The following is a 23,504-nucleotide window of genomic DNA, read 5'->3' on the forward strand; positions in this document are numbered from 1 at the left end:
GTACCCCATGGCTAAATCTGAAAAGCTGCTGGACAGCGTCCTCATTGCCAACCGCGGCGAGATCGCGCTGCGCGTCATCCGCGCCTGCAAGGAGCTCGGCATCAAGAGCATCCTCGCGTACTCGGAGGGCGACCGCGACTCCCTGCCGGTCAAGGAAGCCGACCAGGCTGTGTGCATTGGCCCGGCCAACGCCGCCAAGAGCTACAACAGCCCCGAGCTGATCGTCTCCGCCGCGATGGCGTTCAAGGCCGACGCCATCCACCCCGGCTACGGCTTCCTCTCCGAGAAGGCCGATTTTGTCAAGATGGTCGAGGACGAAAACATCGGCTTCGTCGGCCCCTCGTCGGAGCACATCCGCCGCATGGGCGACAAAATCGAGGCGAAGAAAATCGCGCAGGCAGCCGGCGTTCCCACGGTGCCCGGCTCCGACGGTGTGGTGACTGAGTTCGGGGAAGCTTTAGACGTCGCAAAGCAAACTGGCTTCCCGCTTCTGATTAAGGCCGCCGCTGGCGGCGGTGGCCGCGGCATGCGAGTGGTGGAGTCCGAGGACACGCTGGAAAAAGACCTCAACGAGATCATGAACGAGGCGCAGTCCGCGTTCAACGACTCGTCCGTCTACATCGAGCGCTACCTCACCGACATCCGCCACATTGAGATCCAGGTGCTCGCGGACGGCGAGAACGCCATCGCCCTCGGCGAGCGCGACTGCACCTCGCAGCGCCGCAACCAGAAGCTCATCGAGGAAGCGCCCTCGCCTGCAATTGACGACGAACTGCGCGCCGGTCTCCAGGAAGCAGCCATCAACCTCTGTAAAGAGGTGGGCTACAAAAACGCCGGCACCGTCGAGTTCGTTTTCGACAACATCGAGCGCAAGTACTACTTCATCGAGATGAACACGCGCATCCAGGTGGAGCACCCGGTCACCGAGATGATCACCGGTGTGGACCTGATCCAGGAGCAGCTGCGCATCGCCTCCGGGCAGAAGCTGCGCCTGACGCAGGACGACGTCCAGATCCGTGGCCACGCCATCGAGTGCCGTATCAACGCCGAGGACCCGAACGAGAACTTCGCCCCGCGCCCCGGCAAGATCGAGCACTACCGCACCCCGGGCGGCTTCGGTGTGCGCATGGACACCCACATCGAGACCGGCTACACCATCCCGCCGTTCTACGACTCCATGGTGGGCAAGCTGATCTGCTGGGCCGAGACCCGCGACGAGGCCATCAAGCGCACCCTGCGCGCGCTCGACGAGCTCAAGGTCGACGGCGTGGTCACCACCGCGCCGTTCCAGGCCCAGCTGATCAACAGCGACAAGTTCCGCTCCGGCGAGTTCAACACCGGCTACGTGGCCAAGATGCTGGAGAACATGGACACGATCCCGACGGACGAGTAGTGCTGCTGCTCTTCGCCATGCTGGTGGGCGCGATCGTGCCCGTCCAGACCGCGATTAACACCCGGCTGCGGCAAAGCGTCGGCTCGCCGATCGGCGCGACGTTTGTGTCCTTCATCATTGCGGTGGTGGTCGCCTCCGTTATTTCTTGGGGTGCGAGTGGGGCACTGGTGCCAGACTTATCGACGGCCGCCTCGCAACCGTGGTGGGCATGGCTCGGCGGGGTCATGGGCGGGATGTTCATCGCCGGCAACATCGTCCTGTTCCCCAAACTCGGCCCCGTGCAGACCGTGATCCTGCCGATTCTGGGCCAGGTGATCATGGGGCTGTTAATCGACCGGTTCGGGCTGTTCCAGTCGCCGCAGGTGCCGGTGGGGCCACTGCGTCTTCTGGGCGCGCTGATCGTGGTCGGCGGCATCGCCATGGTGCTGGAGATCGGGCGCACGCGAACCATCATCCACGGCACCGCCGAAGGTGCCACGCTGTGGTTGTTGCGCGCCTTCGGCGTGGTCATGGGCATGGGCTCGGCCACCCAAACCGCCGTCAACGGTCACCTCGGCCGCGCGCTGGGTAGCTCGCTGCAGGCCGGCCAAATCTCGCTGGTGGTCGGTCTTGTGCTGCTGGCAGTGATGTCCGTGGTGCTGTCCGGGCCGCGCCGGGCGCTGGCCACCGGGATCGCGCCAGGGCCGTGGTGGATGTGGCTCGGCGGCATGCTCGGTGCGTTCTTCGTGTTCGGCGGCGCTGCGCTGTCGCCGATCCTGGGCACCGGCACCACCGTGATTGCGGCGCTGGTAGGCAACATCATCTGCGGCCAGGTGCTGGAATCGCTCGGCGTGGGCACCGGCGGGCGCCGCAGTGCGCCCACGCCCTACCGCCTCACCGGGCTTGCCATTGTGCTGGCGGGCGTGGTGATGGTGCGGATGCTTTAGACGTCGATAGGCAATGTGCACCTAGCCCCGAAGATTCCTCCACCGCTCCAGGGTGAGGGTGGGGGACAGCGAGCGAGAGACGCACGTGGCAAAGGCGCCGTTTTCGTGCTGCTCCTCGGTGAAGATGCTGTCGCGGTGGTCCGGGGTGCCGTCCACGACGCGCATGATGCACGTGCCGCACGTGCCCTCCGAGCACTGGGACAAAATTGGCACGTCCTCGTCCTCGAAGACTTCCAGGACGCTCTGGCCCTCCGGCACCTTGTAGGTGTCGCCGTTGAGGACGACCTCGAAGGGGCCGTCCGCGTCGTGGTTGCCGGCGAGGGTTTCCTCCGAGGCGCGGAAGGCCTCGAAGTGGATGTTGGCTTTTGGCAGGTGTTGGGATGCGACCTCCATGACGCCGTCCATGAACCCCTGCGGCCCGCACACGTACAGGTGGGTGTCCTCCGGGGCGCTGTCGGATGCGGCGAGGGCTTCCTCGATGTAGCCGGACTGCTTGTCGCGCTCGCCGGTGGCGAAGATGCTCTTGGTCTGTCCATGGAGGTAGGTGTCAATGAGGTGACGCATCAGCGCCCGCTCCTGGCTGGATGCGAAATACAGCACCGAGTAGTCCGCCTGCTGGATCTGCAGCTCGCGCGCCAGCGAGAAAATCGGCGCTATGCCCACGCCTGCGCCCACCAGGATCGAGCGCTTTGCGCCGGGGGCGAGGCCGAAGTTGTTGCGGGGTGGCAGGATGCGCACCGTGTCGCCCGGCTCGATGTTGTGGGCGGCGATGGAGCCGCCGCGCGAATCCGTCTCCAGCTTCACCTCGATGCCGTAGATGGCGCGCTGACCGGAGTCTTCGGCGCTGAGGTGGTGCATGGGAAACAGGGAGAACTGGCGCACCAGCTCCTCGCCCTCGGGGGAGTGCAGCAGGAAGTCCGCGTGGCAGCCTGGCTCGTAGCCGGGGATGGGGGAGCCGTCGCGGGTCTCAAGCGTGATCAGCGCGATGCCGTGGGCGCGTTCGACGTCGACGGCGGTCAGTTCGATGACGTTGGTGGCGTCGCTGGGTTGCTCTGCTCGGCGAGCTTGCCTGCTGGCAAACGCCTCCTCGCGGTCGAGCGCGTTCGGGTCCGTGCCTCTGCTCCTGCCGCCAAAAAGCGTGGTCAAGCTGCTCAATCCCTTGCCGTTTCTCACGTCAACCTCCGTTGCAAAATTTCGCCGCAAAACTGGTTGCCGGCCTTTTGTGTAATGGATAGTATAAGGCCACGCAAAAGTGACCGACACCACAAAATTGTTCGCATATCGCACAAACAACAATTTGTACTGGTCGACAGGGTTGTCGGCGCGTGTTTGCAACAAGGCCCAACATCAGGCGCCCTGAGCTAGGGCCTCTACGTCAAAGGGAAGTGACACGAATGACTGCCAGCACCGATGCTCGCGAGGAGCATCAATACCAACATCCGGTGCACCCGGAAATCCTCCCGATGTCGGACAATCCCTTCGAGGATTTCCGCTACTTCTACCGGGACGGCATGCCGCTTCGCCCGGCGCCAAAGCGCCGCACGCGCCGGCCGGGCTGGGCGACGCTGCGCCACAACTTGTTCGACCGCTGGCACACCGTCGCCGACGAGTGGGAGGGCTACACCAGCTTCCAGACAAAGCTTCTGGACGACCACATGTGGCAAACCGACGAAACCGGAGCCAAACTCGCCGAGGCGTTCAAGCGCGACGGGGCAGAGAAGTCCCGCGCCGACTTTGAAACAGCGCTGAACCAGGGCATTGACAAGGTCGCCGACCCGTCGCCGGAGCTGGTGGAGTTTTTCGCCGAGGTGGACAACATCCCGGACTGGATCGACCTGGAAGCCGCCGAGCGCGGCCGCATTGCCTACTACAACGTCACGCCGTCCGCGGAGCTGCTTTCCATCGGCTTCGCCTACTGGGCCACCACGATGGAGGACCGCACCTCCGCGGCCACCGGCGAGACCGCCATGTTCGAGATCGAGTCCTTCACCCGCATCATCGAGACGGTGAAGTTCTTCGTGGACCTGGGCAAAAAGGGCGTGTTCGACCGCTACAGCGACGGCCTGAAGGCCGCCGTGCGCGTGCGTCTTTTGCACGCCCAGGCCAACCGCGGCCTGGAAAAGCTGTGGGGCCCGGACCACTACAACGAGTTCGGCCGCCCCATCGGCTCGTCCTTCCTCGTCTCCGGCGAGGGCTGGTTCGCGCTCATGCCGATCGGTGTGGACGAGTTCTTCGGCCGCCCGCACACCGGCGAGGAGTGGGACGACGTGGCCATGTACTGGGCGTGGGTGCTCTACCTCATGGGTGCCGAAGAGCGCCTGATCCCGAAGACCGGCGACGAGATGCGCAAGATGACGGACTTCATCTACGCCAACGGCGGCTACTCCTCGGACTACCACGTGCGTGTGGCAACCGCCCTGATGGGCATCTTGGAGGACCTGGACCCGAAGATGCCGGCGCAGGTGCTCGGCGCACTGTCCTTGATCATCGGCGACGAGGACACCAAGTTCATGGTCAAGGGCTCCCGGTTCGAGGGCACTCCGTACCTGCACTGGAAGATCGCTTTCCTGCTCAAGGCGAAGGCCGAGGCCGTGATCTACCGCGTGCGCGACAAGCTGCCCGGCGCCCAGGCCGCGAAGGCGAAGAAGGCCGCGGACGGCAAGCCGCCGTGGTCCGACGTGTTCAAGCAGATCGAGGACTACGTCGCCGAGAAGGCCCCGCACGTCAAGGCCGAGTACAGGCTGCACGACACATCCAAAGAAGGCCTGCGCTAGCCCGCGCGAGCCGGCCCCAACACCCAAGGAGCACGATTATGACTCAGACATTCGTTGACAACCCGCTCGCGCAGGACCACTACAACCGAACTGATTGGCCGGTGGCACGTGGGAGCCGCGAAGCTTTCGTCGAGAAGTTCGGCGAGGAACGCGCGAAGCGATTCGAGCAGGCGTTTTGGGCGATGGACCCGATCGCCGACGCGCTGTACACCAGCGGCAACAAGGCCAAGGACATCATGCCGAACCTGCGCGCGGCACTTGCGCGCGGCGAGGCGGACGCCGATACGCTGCCCGAGGTCAAGGCGCTTATCGACGACATGAATGCCGCCCTCGACGGCGTGGACTGGGAGCGGCTTGAGCGCGGCCAGAAGGCTGCGCTGGCGATCCCGGTGCTGGCGCAGAACCTCTCGCTCGGCCCGGGCGCGCTGATCCACACCTACTCGGCGCCGTCCATCGCCGACATCCTGGTCAACACCGGCGAGCTCACCGAGGGAGCCGTGCACCGCCTGGCATACACCACCAACTGGATCTACTCGGTGTACCTGAAGGACGGGCTCAAGCCGGGCAACGTCAGCTACATCCACACCGGCATGGTCCGCGCGATGCACGCGCACGTGCGCCGCGTGCAGACGCAGCTCGGCCTTGACTACTCCGAGTGGGGCGCGCCGATTTCCGAGCTGGACATGTTCCGCACCTGGTTCGACTTCACCTACATCGCGTTCACCTACCTCCGGAACCTCGGCTACCGCCTTTCCCTGGAGGAGGAGCAGGACCTGTTCTACCTGTGGCGGGTCGTGGGCCTGATGCTGGGCATCCCGGGCGACCTCCTCGAGCCGGAGACGGACATCGACGCCTCCCAGGAGACCATCGACGCGATCCACTTCGTCGACGGCGAGCCGAACGACGCGTCGCACGCACTGGTGGAAGCGCTGTTCAACGGCTTCCGCACCAACGCCAAGGAGCTGCTGCCGTTCCCGGACGAGTCCATCGACGACTGGATGTACACCGCCACCCGCCTCATGCACGGCGACGAGGTGGCCGACATCTACGACGTGCCGCACGCCGTGTCCCGCCCGTTTGCCGAGCTGGACCTCCCGCTCGTGCAGCAACGCTTCGACCTGCTGCGCGCCAACCCGGAGGTGCTGGCGCAGGTTGTGGAGGAAAACCACAAGACGCTTCTCGACGCGCTGACGCAGGAAACCTCTTACATGGGCCAGGACCAAGGCATCAAAATGAGCGACGGCGCTTACAGGCCCGGCGCATAGTGATAGAGTTCACAACCGATATAAACCGAACCCCGAAAGGAACACAATGTCCAACCAGTACCGCGTGCAGAACCCCGTGACCAACGAGGTCGTGGAGACCTTCGAATTCGCCACCGACCAGGAGATCCAGGACATCCTAAACCGCTCCGAGGAAGCGTTCAAGACCTGGCGCAACACCTCCTACGAGGAGCGGGCGGAGATCGTCGGCAAGGCAGCGCAGCTGCTCAAGGAGCGCGCAAACGAGCTGGCGCAGATCGCCGCCGAAGAGATGGGCAAGCCCATTCCGGAGGGCGAGTGGGAGATGAACTTCTCCGGCGACATCCTGCAGTTCTACGCAGATAACGCCGCCGAGCACTCCGCCGACAAAAAGGTCGACGTCCCGGGCGGCAAGGCTGTCGTGCGCCGCCTGCCGCTGGGCACGCTGCTCGGCATCATGCCGTGGAACTACCCGATCTACCAGATCGCGCGTTTCGCCGGTCCGAACCTGATGAACGGCAACTGCATCATCCTCAAGCACGCCGAGATCACCCCGAAGTCCGCTGCCGCCTTCGAGCAGGTGCTCAAGGACGCCGGCCTGCCGGACGGTGTGTACATCAACGTCTACGCCACCCACGAGCAGATCGAGACCATCATCGCGGACCCGCGCGTCCAGGGCGTCTCGCTCACCGGCTCCGAGCGCGCCGGCGCCAAGGTCGCCGAGACCGCGGGCAAGAACCTGAAGAAGGTCGTGCTCGAGCTCGGCGGCACCGACCCGTACGTCATCCTCGACGCCGCCGACGTCAAGGCCGCCGCCCAGGAGGCGTGGGACAAGCGCGTGCACAACGCCGGCCAGGCCTGCACCTCCAACAAGCGCATCATCGTCATGGAGGACATCTACGACCAGTTCGTGAACGAGATGGTGGCAATCGCCGAGGGCTACAAGAAGGGCGATCCGTCCAACCCGGGCGAAAATGAGTACTACCCGATGTCCTCCCGTCGCGCGGCAGAGCTGCTGGATGACCAGGTCAAGCGCGCTGTGGAGAAGGGTGCGAAGCTGCGCACTGGCGGAGAGCTGGAGGACAACTCCGCCTACTACTCCCCGGCGGTGCTGACCGATCTGCCGGTCGGCTCCGACGTCTACTACGAGGAGTTCTTCGGCCCGGTCGCGGAGATCTACAAGGTAGCTTCCGAGGAAGAGGCCGTGGAGCTGGCCAACAACTCCTACCAGGGCCTCGGCGGCGCGGTCTTCTCCGACGACACTGAGCGCGCCATCAAGGTCGCGGACCAGATCGACACTGGCATGATCCACGTCAACCTCGGCCAGTACTTCTCTGCAGTCCTGCCGTTCGGCGGCGTGAAGCGCTCCGGCTTCGGCCGCGAGCTGTCCGTGTTCGCGCTCGACGAGTTTGTGAACAAGCAGTACCTCTACGTCAACGACTAAGACGCTGCCTTAACGGCGCCGGGCAATCCCACCTGTTTTGCAGGTGGGATTTCCCATGGGGCCGGCTCCTGACAGATTGCGGCAGCCTCTTGCATCGACCTGGGGCGATGGGGTCCGTCTGACAGATTCCGCCGCGATGTGTCTTGGGGCGCGCGTCCTCGTCTGCCGGCCCGCCGCCAACCACCACTACAGTCACATCAGTAACAGGTAAGGTGTGTCGCGTGATCCGATTCGACCATGTGACCAAGGCGTACCCGACGTCCACGCGCCCCGCGCTCGACGACGTCACGCTCGACATCCCCGACGGTGAGTTCGTGTTCCTCATCGGCGCGTCCGGCTCCGGCAAGTCCACCTTCCTGCAGCTTTTGATCCGCGAAGAAAACGTCTCTTCGGGCGACATCTTCTTCAACGACTTCCACGTCAACGCCCTGGGCGGCAAGCAGGTGAACAAGCTGCGCCAGTCCATCGGCTACGTGTTCCAGGACTTCCGTCTGCTGCCGAACTTGAGTGTCTACGACAACGTCGCGTTCGCGCTCGAGGTCATCGGCAAGCCGAAAAACCGCATCGCCAAACTCGTCCCTGACGCGCTCGAGCTCGTCGGACTCGGCGCCAAAGCCAACCGCATGCCGCGGGAGCTGTCCGGTGGTGAGCAGCAGCGCGTGGCTATTGCGAGAGCTTTCGTCGATAAGCCAAAGCTCATGCTTTGCGACGAACCGACGGGCAACCTCGACCCCGGCACCGCCGACGAAATCATGGCCTTGCTCGCACGCATTAACCGCATGGGCACCACAGTGATCATGTCCACGCACAACGCGCGAGCGGTGGACGAGATGCGCAAACGCGTGGTTGAGCTGCAGCTGGGCAAGATCGTGCGCGACGAGGAAAACGGCGTGTACGGGGACGTGAGGAGGTAGCCGTGAACTGGGAGTTTATTTTCCGTGAGGGTGTCAAGGGCCTGGGCCGCAACCTCACCATGACCATCGCGCTGATCATCACCACCGCGCTGTCGCTGGTGCTGGTGGGCACCGGCGTGCTGATTTCCAAAGCCACTACGCAGACGAAGGACCTGTACTTAGACCGCGTCGAGGTGATGGTGGAGCTGGACGAGGACATCTCCGCTAACGACCAGGACTGCTCCTCGGACCGCTGCAAGCAGGTCCGCGACACCCTGCAGGCGGACGACCGCGTGGAGCAGGTGACCTTCCGCTCCCGCGAGCAGTCCTACGAGCGATTCAAGGAACTGTTCCAGGAGTCCGAGCCGGAGCTGGTGCGCGAGACCGCCCCAGACGCCCTGCCGGCCGCGCTGCACGTGCGCCTGGCGGACCCGACCGACACCTCGCCGCTGGACAAGATCCGCGACATGGAGCAGGTGGAGGTCATCTCCGACCAGGCGGACACCGTGCGCTCGGCGGCCGGGACGCTGAACACCTTCCGCAACGTGGCGTTCGCCGTGGCTGCGGCGCAGGCGCTGGCTGCGGTGTTCCTCATCTCCAACATGGTGCAGCTGGCCGCCTACAACCGTCGCGAGCAGATCGGCATCATGCGCATGGTGGGCGCCTCGCGCTGGTTCACCCAGGCGCCGTTCGTGCTGGAGGCGGTGCTGTCCGTGCTCATCGGCGCGGTGCTAGCCACCGTCGGCGTGTGGGCCGGCAAGCAGCTCATCGTGGACCCGCTGTTGGGGGACCTCTACGCCAACCAGCTCATCGCGCGCGTGCCGGACAGCACCGTGTGGGTGGTCATGCCGCTGGTGGGCCTGGTCGCCATGGTGCTCGGCGGGCTGGCCGCGCAGGTGGCGCTTCGCTCTTACGTGCGCAAGTAGTACACTTGGCGCTCTTATGTCCAAGAAGAACAAGAAGCAGAAGCTTTCCAACACCGGTGTGCTTGCCACCAACCGGAAAGCTCGCCATGACTACCACATCTTGGACACCTGGGAGTGCGGCCTGGTGCTGCAGGGCACCGAAATCAAGGCGCTGCGCGAGGGCAAGGTGTCGCTGGTGGAGGCATTCGCCACCATCGACAACGGCGAGGTCTGGCTGCGCAACATGCACATCCCGGAGTACTCCCGCGGCCACTGGACCAACCACCCGCCGCGCCGCACCCGCAAGCTGCTTTTGCACCGCCGCGAGATCGACTCGCTGGAGGGCAAGGTCCGCGACGGCAACCGCACCCTGATCCCGCTGTCGCTCTACCTCAAGGACGGCCGCGCGAAGGTCGAGCTGGGGCTTGCGCAGGGTAAGCAGGACTACGACAAGCGCCGCGACATCAAGCGCCGCACCGAGGACCGCGAGATCACCCGCGATCTGGGCCGCAAGCTCAAGGGCATCAAGGCCTAATTTCGCTACGGTGGGTGCCTATGAAGAAGGCACTGATTACTGGAGCATCCCGCGGCATCGGCCGCGCCATCGCTGAGGACCTAGGCAAGGACCACCACGTTTACGCCGGCGCGTCGAAGGACGCCTCCGACATCGTCTCGGCCCTGCCCAGCGCGGAGCCGTTCGAGGCGGACCTCACCGACACCGACGCGATTTTGGAGGCGGCTGCCAAGATCGAGGAGCTGGACGTGCTCGTCCTCGCCGCCGGCGTGATGGATGGCGGCCCGCTCGAAGAGCTCACCGACGACAAGTGGCGCGAGATGATGGAGGTCAACCTCTTCGCCCCCGTCACGCTCACCCGCGCGTTGCTTCCCGCTTTGCGACGCTCCTCCGGCCTGATCATCACCATCAACTCCGGCGCCGGATTCCACGGCATGGCCGAAAACTCCGCCTACTGCGCGTCCAAATTCGCCCTGCGCGGCTTCACCGAATCCCTGGCGCAGGAGGAGGCCGGCAAGGTGCGCGTGACCTCCCTGCACCCGGGGCGCACCGACACCGACATGCTCGCCGGCAGCAACGACCAGCCCAAGATGGCGGCCGACGAGGTGGCCAAGGCGGCGCGCCTCGCTGTCGACGCCGGACCGGACGCCGTCGTGGAGTTCCTCCGGGTGCGTCCGGCGTTTACGTCGTAAAGCCTCTTGTGCATCTTGGGCGCGTGCGGTAAAGTTCCATCTCCTACGTTTCTTCGTAGTTGAAGGGGTCGATTCTGGTTTCGACTTCATCTACTTAGCCAGGGGAAGCGTGCCGGTGCAGGCAGGAGACCACCGTAAGCGTCGCTGTAACTAATAAACGCAGAGAAGAACTCTCAGCGTGACTACGCCCTCGCTGCCTAAATAGAAAGGTTCAGCGACCTGCGTGTCCGTCAGGCCGGGGATGTCCCCGACCCGGTACCTGGCGTCGACTCAGGGGACTTGCCTTCCGGCTCTGTCAGTGGGGCCTTGGAAGGGACACCTTTCACTGACTGGGCCCGTCATCCGGACATGTTCGCCTGATCCGGAGGGTCGATGAGAGACAACGTGCGAACTGCGCACGGAGAAGCCCTGGCGCGGTGATGAAGGACCCGGGTTCAATTCCCGGCGGCTCCACCGAAAGCGGACGTTTTACAAGGTAGAACGTCCGCTTCTTCCGTTTTGTGGCTCAGTCAGATTTTCTGCGTGGCTGGAGACGTTTTCTTTGGGAGATCAGTTTCCGATCCGCTTCTTGAAGTGCCTCGACGAGGCTGCGGTCTGCTTCGCGGAACTCGATTTCTTTGCGCCCCTGGTCATAGAGACCGTAGCGGTCCTCGGCGAGCTTGTCCGCGTCCTTTCGCGAAATGCGACCGTGGTCGTTTAGCGGTTCGTAGTCGTTGAACTCGATGAACTGGTCTGCTTTGGTCAGCCAGTCCGACATGTGGACAACCTTGCGGCGTTCGGCTTGGTCCTGGGCATAGTTCAGGAAACCAGACACGAGGTAGTTCAGCCGGCGCAGTTCATCATCAGTGAGGTAGTTCTTCGCAGTGGTCACGTCACCTTTGCGGACCACTTCGCCCTTCCAGTTGGTCAGACCGAGATTGTCAGCAGACGGGTCGCAGCGCGTCGCGATGATCTCGGCTGCCGTGTTGCCAGTGATGGCGTAGTGGAGCTTGTCCTGGATCTTCGCGAACAGGCGGTGAGTGGTTTTGCTGCTGGCGTCGTAGTCATCAGCGAGGGCAATGATGTTGCGCAGCTCGAGGTAGAGTCGCGCCTCGCTGGAGCGGATATCCCGGATGCGTGCGAGGAGCTCGTCAAAATAGTCCGCGCCGAGGGGGTCTTTCAGCTTCTCGTCGTTTAGGGCGAAGCCTTTAACAAGATATTCCTTGAGGACGGTAGTTGCCCAAGTGCGGAACTGGTTGCCGCGAGGGCCACGTACGCGGAAACCGACGGCCATGATGGTGTCGAGATTGTAATGCTCTAAGGTGCGTCCATACCCTGCGTGACCTGGCTCCTTTCGGAATTTCCGAACAACTTCATCACGGTTAAGTTCGCCAGTGTTGAAGATAGATTTAAGGTGCTCGCTAACACTGGAACGGCTGATATCGAAAAGCTCTGACATTTCGGCCTGGGTCATCCAGACTGAGCCCTCAATGAGGCGTAATTGGACTTTGGTCCGTCCGTCCTCCGTGTTGTAGATGACGAACTCGCCGGTGGAGTCGGTGTGCGTCGTGAGGGGTGCGCTTGGGTCCTTCATTACGTTTTGGGTCCTTGGAGGAGAGCTTTCGGCGGTCAGTGGTAGGGGCGTCGGTAGAAACGAGGATTGTCCTTATCGGCCGTCATGGTAGTCACTGCCGCCGAGGCCCGGGACTTAGTCGATCGAGTAGCCGGTGACCGGGCCCTCGGTGTTCGGCTGCCAGCCCAGCGCGGGGGCGACGTGGGTGGCGAAGTTTTCCAGGATCTTCACGTTGACGTCCACGCCCATGCCGGTGGGGATGGTGATCAGCAGCGTGTCGGCGGCCATGACGGCCGGGTCGGCCTTGAGCTGCTCGATGAGTTTGTCCGGCTCGGCGGCGTAGGTGCGGCCGAAGGTGGAAGCGCCCACGTCAGGCAGCATCCCAACCTGGTCGGAGCCGGAGGCCTGCATGCCGAAGCGCTGCATGTCTGCGCCGTCGACGATGGGGAAGATGGAGCGGGACACGGACACGCGCGGGGTCCAGTCGTGGCCCGCTTCCTTCCAGGCTGCGCGGTAGCGGTTGATCTGGTCCGCCTGGATCTCGCCCAGGGTCTCGGCGGTGGTCTCGGAGACCAGGGTGGACGACATCAGGTTCAGCCCGTCCTTGGCGGTTTGCTCGGCCGAAGTGTGGGTGCCGGAGCCGTAGAAGATGTGCTTGCGCAGCTCGGGCGCCATGGGAAAGACCGGCAGGGCGGAGCCGGGCTGGAACATGTTGGGGTACTGCCGCTCCAGCGGCGCTGCGATGGCGAAGCCGTTGCCGTCCACCGCGGCCATGAAGGTCTCCAGGTGTGCGCGCGCCACGTCCGCGCCGTTGGGGGTTTCGCCCTTGTAGCCGAAGGCCTCCCAGCCGCGCTCGGCAACCTCCGGGGCGCCGCGGGAGACACCCAGGGCCACGCGCCCGCCGGAGAGCTGGTACAGGGAGGCGGCCTCTTCGGCGAGGTAGAGCGGGTTTTCGTAGCGCATGTCGATCACGCCGGTGCCCACCTCGATGTGCTTGGTGGTGGCGGCGACTGCGCCCAGCAGCGGCATTGGTGCGGAGGCCTGCGGCACGAAGTGGTGGACGCGGAAGGACGCGTTGTTCACGCCGATCTCGTCGGCGGCCTGGGCGATCTCCAGGTGGATCTTGGCGATCTTCTCTGCGGACGGGCCGCGCTGGCCGCCGAAGGCGTAGTGCCCGAAGCTCAAGAAACCGAATGCCTTCATTGGTAAACACTCCTTTTGGTGACGTATCAACAATCAGGGTAGTACCTCACCCGCAGATTGTCACGGTCTCAGGCAGACCGCATCACAAACCCCGAGCGAAGGACCCCTATTACGGCCCAAAATCGCGCATACTCGGGAGGGCTTACTCGGGGTTTGCAGGATGGAGGCCGACAGGAACTTTTACGCCTGTGCAAATCGGCACCGAATAATTGGGCCTTAGCCTCCGGTGGCATGAACCGCAACGCCATCGCAGCCCTTACTGCCACGACCTTCCTGGTCGCGGGCTGCAGCGGCGCGCCGGAGCAGGTGACGGTGACCGAAACCGTGGAAGCGCCGGAGGCGACCGAGGCACCAAAAGCAGAGGAAGAGCCGACGAAGCAGGCAAAGCAGGATGCGGCGGGGGAGGCGGAGCACGTCGATAGGCAAAGCGGCATCCCCGACGCCCCGCTGGCGTACCCGGGCGCCGGCGGCCCCGTCCCAGACAACGCGCGTCCCATCCCGGACGATCAAGAGCATCGGCGATAGTCCCGTGCAGAACGCGCTGTTTGTCACCCCGTCCGGCAACATCGGCTGCATGATGAACCTAGCGGACGAGCCGATGTTCGACTGCGGCGTGAAGTCCTTCATGGAAAGCGAGCAATTCGGCATCGGTGAGCTAGGAACGCCGCGATGGATGATGGAGATCCTCGGCGGCTACCCGCGCGAGCAAACTGAGCCACCGCTTTACGACGACTCCGTGTGGCCCGCGGGCAGCGAATCCGCGGAGGTCGTGCAATACGGCGAGGTAGTCAATCACGGACCGTTCGTGTGCGCGGTGGAGGAGACCGGCGTGACCTGTTGGGACTCTGAAAGCGGCAGGGGAGCGTGGCTGGAGCGCGACGAAGTGGTGTTTTTCTAAGCCGCCCTAGCGCTCGCTGGCCGTTGAGTTAAAGCAGCGTCCAGGTTGCGTAAAAGCTTCGTAGAAGTCCTTGAGTGCCGCGAAAAGCCAGGTAGGTTGGCGCTCATGACCTCCAAGACTGTAAAGACGTTGTCCGCAGCAACTGCCCTCGCCGCCCTCGCCGGCGGCTTTTTCGGTGTAGGCACCGCCAATGCGCAGATGTCTTCCAACGGCCCGGCCGACATCGAGGGCTGGACGCAGATGGGTTGGTCTGCCTTTAGCGGTTCCGTGATTAACAAGGGTGGTACTCACATGCTGCTGAAGAACCTGCCGGAGGGTGCGAAGCCGTTGCCGGCAGAGAAGGCGAAGGCTGCTCTGCAGGGGCCGCTTCCGGTGAAGGGCGACGCTTCGATGACGGTCACTTTCGGACCGGACGGCAAGCTGTCCTTCTTCGACGGTTGCAACGCTGGCAGCGCCGGGTACTCCATCGACGGCACCGGTGCCGTGAAGGTTGGGACCATCGCCGAGACGCAGCGCCTGTGCGACCCGACCAAAATGAACAAGGCGGACGAACTGAAGTCGATTCTGCGTTCGAACCCGTCGGTGTACCGCTTCGACGACGAGACCATCGCGCTCGCGGCCCAGGGCAAGGCCATCGAATTCTCCAAGGTTGCTGCAAACTAGTCGACGCCACTTGCGCCCCCGCTGCTCCCACCTGAGCAGCGGGTTTTTGGTTTTCTTGGCGCAACCATTGGGTGTGTCAAATCTATGCGCTGGGTCAACACAAGTTTGGAGTTGCGTTGAAGTTCCTTTGAGCCCCTTGTTCGTCTGGAAGCGCTCGGTAGCGTGTGGGCCATGGTTACTTCAACCAAGACCCTAAGGAAATTGTCCACAGCGACCGCAGCCGTCGCGCTCACCGGCGGCCTCTTGGGCGTCGGAACTGCCGACGCCCAGGAGCGTCCCGAAGCCCCCAGCATCGACCAGTTCGTGCAGATGAGCTCGAACCTGTTCGGTGGCCTCGGCGGCACACCCGCACCCGCACCGGCCCCGGCGCCAGCACCGGAGAACCCGGCTGGCTCCGAGTTGATCCAGCAGATCCCGGAAGGTGCGGACCACCTCACGGATGATCGCCTCACCGCTGCGCTGGACACCACGCTGCAGGCAAAGAAGAACACCGCCATCACCCTGGACTTCCGCGAGAACGGTGTGCTCCACTTGAACGACGGCTGCAACTCCGGCACCGCCAAGTACCAGATCGACAACACCGGTGCGCTGCACCTCAGCGACTTCACTGAGACCAAGATGGCGTGCGAGCCGGGTGCGCAGAAGGACGCCGACGACCTGAAGATGGTCCTGCAGACCAACCCGCAGCTGTTCCAGCTCGACGCGTCCACCCTGTTCCTGTCGGGCCAGGGCCACGGCATTGAGCTCCAAAAGATGCACGGCCGCGACTACCAGTAACTTCTGCCCGAGCAACGCGAAAGCCCCAGGCCGCAACGGCGGTCTGGGGCTTTCGCGTTGTCTTAAGGGTGCGCCTTACACGGCAACCTCGAACGGGGCCTCGGTGGCCTCGCGGACGGACTCGACGGTCTCGCCAGGCGCGACCTCCGTCAGGGTCAGGCCCTGCTTCTCGTCCACGGTGAACACGGCCAGGTTGGTGATGATCTGGTCCACGCACTTCGCGCCAGTCAGCGGCAGGCGGCACTCCGGCAGGACCTTCGAGGCGCCCTTCTTCGTGGTGTGCTCCATGAGCAGGATGACCTTCTTGGCGCCGTGCACCAGGTCCATCGCGCCGCCCATGCCCTTGACCATCTTGCCCGGGATCATCCAGTTGGCCAGGTCGCCGTACTGGGAGACCTCCATGGCGCCGAGCACGGCGACGTCGATGGCGCGGGAGCGGATCATGCCAAACGACGTCGAGGAGCCGAAGAAGGACCCGCCCGGCGCCACCGTGATGGTTTCCTTGCCGGCGTTAATCAGCTCCGGGTCGACGGCGTCGTCGGTGGGGTAGGGGCCCACGCCGAGGATGCCGTTTTCGGAGTGGAGCACCACCTCCACGTCCTTGGGAAGGTAGCCCGGGATGAGGGTGGGCATGCCGATGCCCAGGTTGACGTACTGGCCGTTTTCCAGCTCCTGGGCTGCACGCGCGGCCATTTCTTGCCTGGTCCAAGCCATTACTCACTCACCGTCCTAAATTCGATTCCGGTCTCCTGCGGGCCTACTTCCACCACGCGGTCGACGTAGATGCCGGGCAGGTTCACCTCGGCCGCGGGGATCTCGTCCACCACTTCCTCCGCCTGCACGATCGTGATCTTGCCGGCCACGGCAGCGTCGGGGTTGAAGTTCTGCGCGGTTTTGGAGAAGACGAGGTTGCCAAAGCGGTCCGCTTTGTGCGCGTGCACGAATGCGAAATCCGGTGTCAGCGCGGTTTCCATGACGTACTGCTCGCCGTTGAACTCGCGCAGTTCCTTCGGGCGGGAGTACTCGGCGATGGTGCCATCCGGGTTGTAGCGGGTGGGGATTTCCCCGGTGGCCAGCGGGGTGCCCACGCCGGCTTTGGTGTAGAACGCGGGGATGCCTGCGCCGCCGGCGCGCAAGCGTTCTGCCAGGGTGCCCTGCGGGGTGAACTCGACGGTGAGCTCACCCTCTAAGTACTGGCGCGCGTACTCCTTGTTTGTGCCCAGGTAGGAGCCGATGGAGCGGGAGATCCGCTTGTCCGCCAGCAGCAGGCCAAGGCCGAAGCCGTCTGTGCCCAGGTTGTTGGAAATGATCGTGAGATCGCCGGCACCTTGGGCGCGCAGGGCGTCGATGAGCCGGGCGGGGATGCCCACCAGCCCGAAGCCGCCCACGGCGATGGAGGCGCCGTCCGGGATGTCGGCGACCGCCTCCTCCGCTGAAGAAACCACCTTGTTAATCATGTGCGCATAGTAACTGTTGTTCGGTTACTGCACAAGGGTTCACAAAGCGAACCTAAATCGACTAGGATCACACGCATGTCTGGTAGTGATGTGCAACTCGTACAGAGCCTCACTCGGGGTCTGGCGGTCATCCGAGCGTTTAGCGGCGCCCGCCCGCGCCAAACGCTTGCCCAGGTCGCAGAATCCACGGGCCTTCCGCGTGCGACGGTGCGCCGGTTCCTGCACACGCTCGTTGCGGAGGGGTACGCCTCCAGCGACGGCACGGTTTTCTGGCTCACCCCGAAGACTCTTGAGCTGGGCTTTTCGTACCTGTCCAGCCTGGGGCTTCCGGCGATCGCGCAGCCGCATTTGGATGGTCTGTCGCGCACGCTCAACGAATCGTGCTCGCTCACCGTCCTCGACGGCTCCGACGTCGTCTACGTCGCCCGCGCCGCCGCGAACCGCATCATGAGCGTCAACATCACCATCGGCACGCGCTTTCCTGCTTACGCGACGTCGATGGGCCGCGTGCTGCTCGCCGATCTCCCATCCGCGCAGCTCGACGTCTATCTGGCCGACACCGCACTCGAGCCCATCACGCCTGAGACGGTCACCAGCGAGGATGCGCTCAGGCAATTGCTTATCGACGCCCAAAGGCAGGGCTACTGCATCGTCGACCAAGAACTCGAGCTGGGCCTGCGCTCCGTGGCGTGCCCGGTCCGCGGCAGCGACGGCAAGGTCGTCGCTTCGGTGAACGTGTCGGCCCATGCAGGGGCCGTGGGGCGCCGGGAGGTCGTCGATAAGCTGCTGCCCCCGCTTAAGGCGACGGCGAGCGCGATCGAGCGCGACCTGCAAACAACCACTCTGAAGGAGAAATCATGAGCGACCCGAAAGATATTGTCATCTGCAACCCCAAACGCACCGCGGTGGGGCGCTACGGCGGCGCATTCGTCGGCGTGCCGGTGCAGGAGCTGGCCGAGACCGTGGTCAAGGCCGTGATCGAGGATGCCGGGATCTCCGGCGAGGTGATTGACGACATCATCCTTGGCCAGGCCTCGCCGAACGGTGCGGCACCCGCGCTGGGGCGCGTCGTCGGACTCGACGCGGAACTGGGCGTGGACGTGCCCGGCATGCAGCTGGACCGCCGCTGCGGCTCCGGGCTGCAAGCGATCGCCACCGCCGCGGCGCACGTGGCCGCCGGTGCCGCCGACCTGATTGTCGCCGGCGGCGCGGAATCCATGTCCAACACCGAGTACACCGTGGACGGCAAGATCCGCTGGGGCGCGAAGGGCGGAACCATGGAGCTGAAGGACCGCCTGCAGGAAGGCCGCGAGCAGGCGGGCGGCAAGCACCACCCGATCCCGGGCGGAATGATTGAGACCGCGGAGAACCTGCGCGAGGAGTACTCCATCGAGCGCGGACGCCAGGACAAGCTGGCGGTGGCGTCGCACGCGCGCGCGGCGGCGGCGCAGGAGGCCGGCGATTTTGACGCGGAGATCGTGCCGGTGTCGGTGCCGCAGCGCAAGGGTGACCCGGTGGTGGTGGACAAGGACGAGCACATTCGCCCCGGCACCTCCGAGGAGTCACTGGCGAAGCTGCGGCCGGTGATGGGCAAGTCCCTGGAGGGTGCCACGGTGACCGCCGGCAACGCCTCGGGACAGAACGACGGGGCCGCCGCGATGATCGTGACCACCCGCGCCAAGGCCGAGGAGCTGGGCCTGGACCCCTACGCCGTGCTGCGCGGCTGGGCCGTGGCGGGCGTGGCGCCGGAGACCATGGGCATCGGGCCTGTCGACGCCACGACAAAGGGGTTCGACCGCCTCGGCCTGACCTTCGACGACATCGACCTGATCGAGCTGAACGAGGCGTTTGCCGCCCAGGCGCTCGCGGTGCTGGACGCGTGGGGTATCTCCGAGGACGACCCGCGCGTGAACCCGGTGGGCTCCGGCATCTCGCTGGGCCACCCGGTGGGTGCGACCGGCGCGCGCATGGTCGTCACCGCCGCGCATCGGATGCGCCGTACCGACGCCCAGCGCGCGCTGGTGACCATGTGCATCGGCGGTGGTCAGGGCCTTGCCGCGGTAATTGAGAGGGCTTAGAGTGGGGCGGGTTTGGCGCCGAAGTTTGGTTAGCCTAAGGTGGGTCAGGTAACCCTTACCTTATGAACTGAACGGAAGGACGACCGTGACCCGTTTCTCGCGTACCTCTCTCATCGCCCTCGCGGCCGCCGGTGCCCTCACACTGGGCGCGTGCTCCACCCCGGAGACTGAAACCAGCACGGATGCCGCCGCTGGTTCGGAAACGGCGGCGACCGGAGGGGCGTCGACAAGCAATGATGCTTCCGACGGCACTGTGACCGTCACCGACAACTACGGCGAGAAGACCGTGCCCAGCCCGCCGAAGCGCGTGGTCGCCCTGGATAACCGCTCCTTCGAGCTGCTGGATTCCTGGGGCATTAAGCCGGTCGCCGCGGCGCGTCAGCTTGTGCCCAACTCGATTCCGGGCATCGCGGACGACGAGGACATCATCGACATCGGCAACCACCGCGAGCCGAACCTGGAGGCCATCGTCGCCGCCGATCCGGACGTAATCGTCTCCGGCCAGCGCTTCGAGCAGTTCGACCAGGACATTGAAAAGCTGGTCCCGGACGCCACGCTGCTGGACTTCGAGCCGCGCGACGGCGAGCCGTTCGACCGCGAGCTGATCCGCCAGACCCTGGAGCTGGGCGATGTCTTTGGCAAGCAGGCCGAGGCAGAGCAGGCAGTTCAGGAGTTTACCGAGGCTGTCCAGCGCGCCCGCAACGCCTACGCCCCGGAACAGAAGGTCATGGCGCTGAACGTCTCCGGCGGCGAGATCGGCTACGTCGCCCCGGGCGTGGGCCGCGTGTGGGGCCCGCTGTTCGACCTGATTGGTTTCACCCCGGCGCTCGAGGTGGCGAACGCTTCCGACGACCACCAGGGCGACGACATCTCAGTCGAGGCCATCGCCAGCGCCAACCCTGACTGGCTGCTTGTGCTGGACCGCGACGCAGGCGTGAAGTCCATCACCGACTCCCCGGAGGCGCTGTCCGTGATCAACGACTCCGCACCGCTGAAGAACGTCACCGCAGTGAAGGACGGCCACGTCTACGTCGCCCCGGCGGACACCTACACCAACGAGTCCATCTACACCTACACCGAGATTCTCAACCAGATCTCCGAGCAGCTCGAGGCCGCCAAGTAGTCTGTCTTCGATGACTGATACAACGACCACCACCCGCCCCAAGCTTCTGGACTGGAAGCTCGGGGCGGGGGTCGTCCTTGTTTTAGCCCTGCTTACCGCGTCGCTGATGGTGGGGCAGTACGACATCCTGGGCACCGAGGACGGCTGGGAAATGTTCCGCGCCACCCGCGTGCCGCGCACGATCGCGCTGGTGCTCGCGGGTGCGGCGATGGCGATGAGCGGGCTGATCATGCAGATGCTCACCCAGAACCGCTTCGTCGAACCCACCACCACCGGCACCACCGAGTGGGCCGGGCTGGGGCTGCTCGCGTCGTTTTTGCTGTTCCCGGACGGCTCCGTGATGACGCGCATGCTGCTCGCCGTCGGCGCCGCCTTCATCGGCACCATGGTGTTCTTCGCGTTCCTGCGGCGCGTGACGTTGCGCTCCAGCCTGGTGGTGCCCATCGTTGGCATCATGCTCGGCGCGGTGGTCAGCGCGGTGTCCACCTTCATCGCGCTGCAGACTGACCTGTTGCAGTCGCTCGGGGTTTGGTTCGCCGGCTCGTTCACCAGCGTGATCGCCGGCCAGTACGAGATCCTCTGGGTCGTGCTGCTCGTGGTCGTCGCCGTGTTCTTCTACGCCGACCGCCTCACCGCCGCCGGTTTGGGCGAGGACATCGCCACCAACATCGGCCTGAACTACAACCGCATCGTGCTCGTGGGCACCAGCCTCGTCGCGGTGGCCACCGGCGTGGTCACGGTTGTCGTGGGCAACCTCCCATTCCTCGGGCTCATCGTCCCCAACATCGTGAGCATGCTGCGTGGCGACGACCTCCGGTCCAACCTGCCCTGGGTCTGCCTCACCGGCATCGGGGTGGTCACACTGTGCGACCTGCTCGGACGCATCGTCATCGCGCCGTTCGAGATGCCGGTGTCCGTGATCCTCGGCGTGGTTGGCGCCGCCGTGTTTATCGCGTTGATTGTGAGGCGGGGTAAGAATGCGTGAGGTAATGCGCGAGGTCGGGGCGTTCCAAACGTCGAAAAGCAAACGGCGCTACTGGCTCGTTGTAGGCGCGCTGGTGGTGGCCGCGCTGCTGTTCACCGCAGGCCTGCTGTCGTGGGGAAACCCCATGGAGTTCGGCACCCGCGGCTACTGGCTGATCGCGGAGCGCCGCATGAACTCCGTCATTGCGATGGCGGTGGTGGCGGTCTGCCAGGCCGTGGCGACAGTGGCATTCCAGACGGTGACCAACAACCGCATCATCACCCCGTCCATCATGGGGTTCGAGTCGCTGTACGTGGCCATTCACACCTCAACCGTGTACTTCCTCGGCGCCGCGGGGCTGAATAACGCCCGCACGCTGGAGATGTTCGTGGTCCAGCTCGTGCTCATGGTGGGGCTGAGTTTGATCCTGTACACGTGGCTGCTCGCCGGTGACAACCCGAACATGCACGCCATGCTGCTCGTCGGCATCGTGCTCGGCGGGGGACTGGGCAGCGTGTCGACGTTCATGCAGCGTCTGCTCACGCCCAGCGAGTTCGACCTGCTCACCGCCCGGCTGTTCGGCTCAGTGAACAACGCGGACCCGGCCTACTACCCGCTGGCCGTGCCGCTGGTGCTGGTGGCTGCCGGGTTGATGTACGTGAACTCGCGACGTCTCAACGTGCTCAGCCTGGGCCGCGACGTGGCCGTGAACTTGGGCGTGAACCACAAGAAGCACGCGGTGTACACCCTCGTGCTGGTCTCGGTTCTGATGGCGGTGTCCACCGCGCTCGTCGGACCGATGACCTTCCTCGGGTTCCTGGTGGCCACACTTGCGTACCAGTTCGCGGACACCTACGACCACCGCTACGTGTTCCCCATGGCGGCGTTGCTCGGCTACTGCATCCTGGCGGGCGCGTACTTCATCATGAACCACATCTTCTACGCCCAGGGCGTCGTTTCCATCATCATCGAGCTGGTCGGCGGCCTGACGTTCCTCATCGTTGTCCTACGGAAGGGGAGACTGTGATCGAGCTCAACGAGGTGAGCAAGGCCTACGGCGACGACACCGCCATCGGGCCGGTCTCGCTGCAAATCCCGGCGGGCGGCATCACCGCGTTGGTGGGGCCGAACGGCGCCGGCAAGTCGACGCTTCTGACCATGATCGGCAGGCTCTTGGCGCTGGATTCCGGCTCCGTGCACATCGGGCAAATGGACGTTACCTCCTCCAACCCGAAGGACCTGGCCAAAGTGGTCTCCATCCTGCGGCAGGAAAACCACTTTGTCACGCGCCTGACCGTGCGGCAGCTCGTGGGCTTCGGCCGCTTCCCGTACTCGGGCGGACGCCTGACCGAGGCGGATGAGGAGATCATCTCCCGCTACATCGACTTCTTCGGCCTGCGCGAACTCGAGCACCGCTACCTGGACCAGCTTTCCGGCGGCCAGCGCCAGCGCGCATACGTCGCCATGGTGCTTTGCCAGGAAACGGACTACGTGCTTCTCGACGAGCCCCTGAACAACCTGGACATCTCCCACTCCGTGGAAATGATGCAGCACCTGCACTCCGCGGCCCGCGAATTCGGCCGGACCATCGTCATCGTGCTGCACGACATCAATTTCGCGGCCCGTTACGCGGACTACATCTGCGCAGCGAAGGACGGGCAGGTCTTCGCCTTCGGCACCGTGGAGGAGATCATGCGCGACGACTTGCTCACCGAGATCTTCAATACCCCGGTGCAAGTGATCGATGGCCCGCATGGGCCGATTGCTGCGTACCACTAAAAGGGCGGCTGCGCTGCTGATTTGTGTGCGTTTTGGCTTCGTGGTTATATATCCATCCGTTGCTTCCGAGCGGTTCGGCCGCTTGGAGGGAATGGTTTAAGTGAATAGGGGTTACGTTCTGGTTAACCGGGGTTTAACGTGAGTTTGACTTTTGGTTGGTTGGTTGTGTAGCTTCTGACGAAGCCGCTTTTTCCGGCTGGGATCGTTTTTGGTTCTGGTTGGTGGGTG

At 64.4% G+C, this 23,504-nt stretch carries 24 protein-coding genes and 1 other RNA gene; 20 read left to right on the plus strand and 5 right to left on the minus strand.

Translation table 11 applies throughout. The features are described from left to right. Nucleotides 1–7 precede the first annotated feature (7 nt). Nucleotides 8–1,393 (plus strand): acetyl-CoA carboxylase biotin carboxylase subunit, encoded by a 1,386-nt coding sequence (accC, locus tag H0193_RS11400; protein WP_181890001.1) that lies wholly within the window; start codon nt 8–10, stop codon nt 1,391–1,393. Beyond that, nucleotides 1,393–2,319, plus strand: a complete 927-nt coding sequence (locus tag H0193_RS11405; protein ID WP_181890002.1) for a DMT family transporter — start codon at nt 1,393–1,395, stop codon at nt 2,317–2,319. The genes accC and H0193_RS11405 overlap by 1 nt, the downstream gene beginning before the upstream one ends. Before the next feature lie 21 nt (nt 2,320–2,340). On the opposite strand, the gene H0193_RS11410 is transcribed toward H0193_RS11405, so the two are convergent. After that, nucleotides 2,341–3,465, minus strand: a complete 1,125-nt coding sequence (locus H0193_RS11410) for a PDR/VanB family oxidoreductase (RefSeq protein WP_181890003.1) — start codon at nt 3,463–3,465, stop codon at nt 2,341–2,343. Between the two features lie 248 nt (nt 3,466–3,713). Between H0193_RS11410 and H0193_RS11415 the strand changes: the two genes are divergently transcribed. From H0193_RS11415 to ssrA, 8 genes are all read left to right on the plus strand, one after another. Next, nucleotides 3,714–5,093 (plus strand): oxygenase MpaB family protein, encoded by a 1,380-nt coding sequence (locus H0193_RS11415; RefSeq protein WP_236883599.1) that lies wholly within the window; start codon nt 3,714–3,716, stop codon nt 5,091–5,093. A gap of 38 nt (nt 5,094–5,131) precedes the next feature. Next, on the plus strand, nt 5,132–6,358 hold the full coding sequence (locus tag H0193_RS11420) for an oxygenase MpaB family protein (protein ID WP_181890004.1): 1,227 nt from the start codon (nt 5,132–5,134) through the stop codon (nt 6,356–6,358). Between the two features lie 46 nt (nt 6,359–6,404). Beyond that, nucleotides 6,405–7,778, plus strand: a complete 1,374-nt coding sequence (locus tag H0193_RS11425) for an NAD-dependent succinate-semialdehyde dehydrogenase (protein ID WP_181890005.1) — start codon at nt 6,405–6,407, stop codon at nt 7,776–7,778. A gap of 221 nt (nt 7,779–7,999) precedes the next feature. Then, nucleotides 8,000–8,692 carry a cell division ATP-binding protein FtsE gene (ftsE, locus tag H0193_RS11430; protein ID WP_181890006.1) on the plus strand — a complete coding sequence of 231 codons (693 nt, stop codon included), beginning with the start codon at nt 8,000–8,002 and terminating at the stop codon, nt 8,690–8,692. Nucleotides 8,693–8,694: 2 nt separating this feature from the next. Then, complete coding sequence (gene ftsX / locus H0193_RS11435; RefSeq protein ID WP_181890007.1) at nt 8,695–9,597, plus strand: permease-like cell division protein FtsX; 903 nt, start codon at nt 8,695–8,697, stop codon at nt 9,595–9,597. Nucleotides 9,598–9,613: 16 nt separating this feature from the next. Next, on the plus strand, nt 9,614–10,111 hold the full coding sequence (gene smpB, locus H0193_RS11440; protein ID WP_063937186.1) for an SsrA-binding protein SmpB: 498 nt from the start codon (nt 9,614–9,616) through the stop codon (nt 10,109–10,111). Nucleotides 10,112–10,131: 20 nt separating this feature from the next. Beyond that, a complete protein-coding gene (locus H0193_RS11445; protein WP_181890008.1) occupies nt 10,132–10,782 on the plus strand; it encodes an SDR family oxidoreductase in 651 nt (216 codons plus the stop codon). Between the two features lie 64 nt (nt 10,783–10,846). Beyond that, nucleotides 10,847–11,238, plus strand: a transfer-messenger RNA (tmRNA) gene (gene ssrA / locus H0193_RS11450). Nucleotides 11,239–11,287: 49 nt separating this feature from the next. Here ssrA and rhuM read toward each other — a convergent pair. After that, nucleotides 11,288–12,355, minus strand: a complete 1,068-nt coding sequence (gene rhuM, locus H0193_RS11455) for a RhuM family protein (RefSeq protein WP_181890009.1) — start codon at nt 12,353–12,355, stop codon at nt 11,288–11,290. 114 nt (nt 12,356–12,469) lie between these two features. Next, a complete protein-coding gene (locus H0193_RS11460) occupies nt 12,470–13,537 on the minus strand; it encodes an LLM class flavin-dependent oxidoreductase (protein ID WP_181890010.1) in 1,068 nt (355 codons plus the stop codon). A 231-nt stretch (nt 13,538–13,768) separates the two neighbouring features. On the opposite strand from H0193_RS11460, the gene H0193_RS11465 reads away from it, so the two are divergent. The 4 genes from H0193_RS11465 to H0193_RS11480 all read left to right on the plus strand — a co-directional run bounded on the left by H0193_RS11465 (nt 13,769) and on the right by H0193_RS11480 (nt 15,875). Next, a complete protein-coding gene (locus tag H0193_RS11465; RefSeq protein WP_181890011.1) occupies nt 13,769–14,062 on the plus strand; it encodes a hypothetical protein in 294 nt (97 codons plus the stop codon). A 4-nt stretch (nt 14,063–14,066) separates the two neighbouring features. Further along, complete coding sequence (locus tag H0193_RS11470; protein WP_181890012.1) at nt 14,067–14,435, plus strand: hypothetical protein; 369 nt, start codon at nt 14,067–14,069, stop codon at nt 14,433–14,435. 105 nt (nt 14,436–14,540) lie between these two features. After that, nucleotides 14,541–15,098, plus strand: coding sequence for an META domain-containing protein (locus tag H0193_RS11475; RefSeq protein WP_181890013.1), 558 nt, complete (start codon nt 14,541–14,543; stop codon nt 15,096–15,098). A gap of 171 nt (nt 15,099–15,269) precedes the next feature. After that, entirely contained in the window at nt 15,270–15,875 is a 606-nt protein-coding gene (locus H0193_RS11480) for an META domain-containing protein (protein WP_181890014.1), read from the plus strand. A 75-nt stretch (nt 15,876–15,950) separates the two neighbouring features. Here H0193_RS11480 and H0193_RS11485 read toward each other — a convergent pair whose 3' ends face one another. Then, a complete protein-coding gene (locus tag H0193_RS11485; RefSeq protein ID WP_181890015.1) occupies nt 15,951–16,589 on the minus strand; it encodes a CoA transferase subunit B in 639 nt (212 codons plus the stop codon). After that, entirely contained in the window at nt 16,589–17,332 is a 744-nt protein-coding gene (locus H0193_RS11490; protein WP_181890016.1) for a CoA transferase subunit A, read from the minus strand. Before H0193_RS11490 ends, H0193_RS11485 begins: the two co-directional genes overlap by 1 nt. 75 nt (nt 17,333–17,407) lie before the next feature. Here H0193_RS11490 and H0193_RS11495 point away from each other — a divergent pair, with 75 nt between their 5' ends. From H0193_RS11495 to H0193_RS11520, 6 genes are all read left to right on the plus strand, one after another. After that, a complete protein-coding gene (locus tag H0193_RS11495) occupies nt 17,408–18,193 on the plus strand; it encodes an IclR family transcriptional regulator domain-containing protein (RefSeq protein WP_181890017.1) in 786 nt (261 codons plus the stop codon). After that, nucleotides 18,190–19,410, plus strand: coding sequence for an acetyl-CoA C-acetyltransferase (locus H0193_RS11500; protein ID WP_181890018.1), 1,221 nt, complete (start codon nt 18,190–18,192; stop codon nt 19,408–19,410). Before H0193_RS11495 ends, H0193_RS11500 begins: the two co-directional genes overlap by 4 nt. A gap of 85 nt (nt 19,411–19,495) precedes the next feature. After that, nucleotides 19,496–20,533 carry an ABC transporter substrate-binding protein gene (locus H0193_RS11505; protein WP_181890019.1) on the plus strand — a complete coding sequence of 346 codons (1,038 nt, stop codon included), beginning with the start codon at nt 19,496–19,498 and terminating at the stop codon, nt 20,531–20,533. A gap of 10 nt (nt 20,534–20,543) precedes the next feature. Then, nucleotides 20,544–21,518 (plus strand): ABC transporter permease, encoded by a 975-nt coding sequence (locus tag H0193_RS11510; RefSeq protein WP_181890020.1) that lies wholly within the window; start codon nt 20,544–20,546, stop codon nt 21,516–21,518. Next, on the plus strand, nt 21,511–22,524 hold the full coding sequence (locus tag H0193_RS11515) for an iron chelate uptake ABC transporter family permease subunit (RefSeq protein ID WP_181890021.1): 1,014 nt from the start codon (nt 21,511–21,513) through the stop codon (nt 22,522–22,524). The genes H0193_RS11510 and H0193_RS11515 overlap by 8 nt, the downstream gene beginning before the upstream one ends. Further along, the gene (locus tag H0193_RS11520; RefSeq protein WP_181890022.1) at nt 22,521–23,276 is read left to right on the plus strand and encodes an ATP-binding cassette domain-containing protein; all 756 of its coding nucleotides are present in this window, start codon (nt 22,521–22,523) and stop codon (nt 23,274–23,276) included. The genes H0193_RS11515 and H0193_RS11520 overlap by 4 nt, the downstream gene beginning before the upstream one ends. Nucleotides 23,277–23,504: the final 228 nt, after the last annotated feature.

Source organism: Corynebacterium haematomassiliense (assembly GCF_013978595.1).
GTDB lineage: Bacteria > Actinomycetota > Actinomycetes > Mycobacteriales > Mycobacteriaceae > Corynebacterium > Corynebacterium lehmanniae.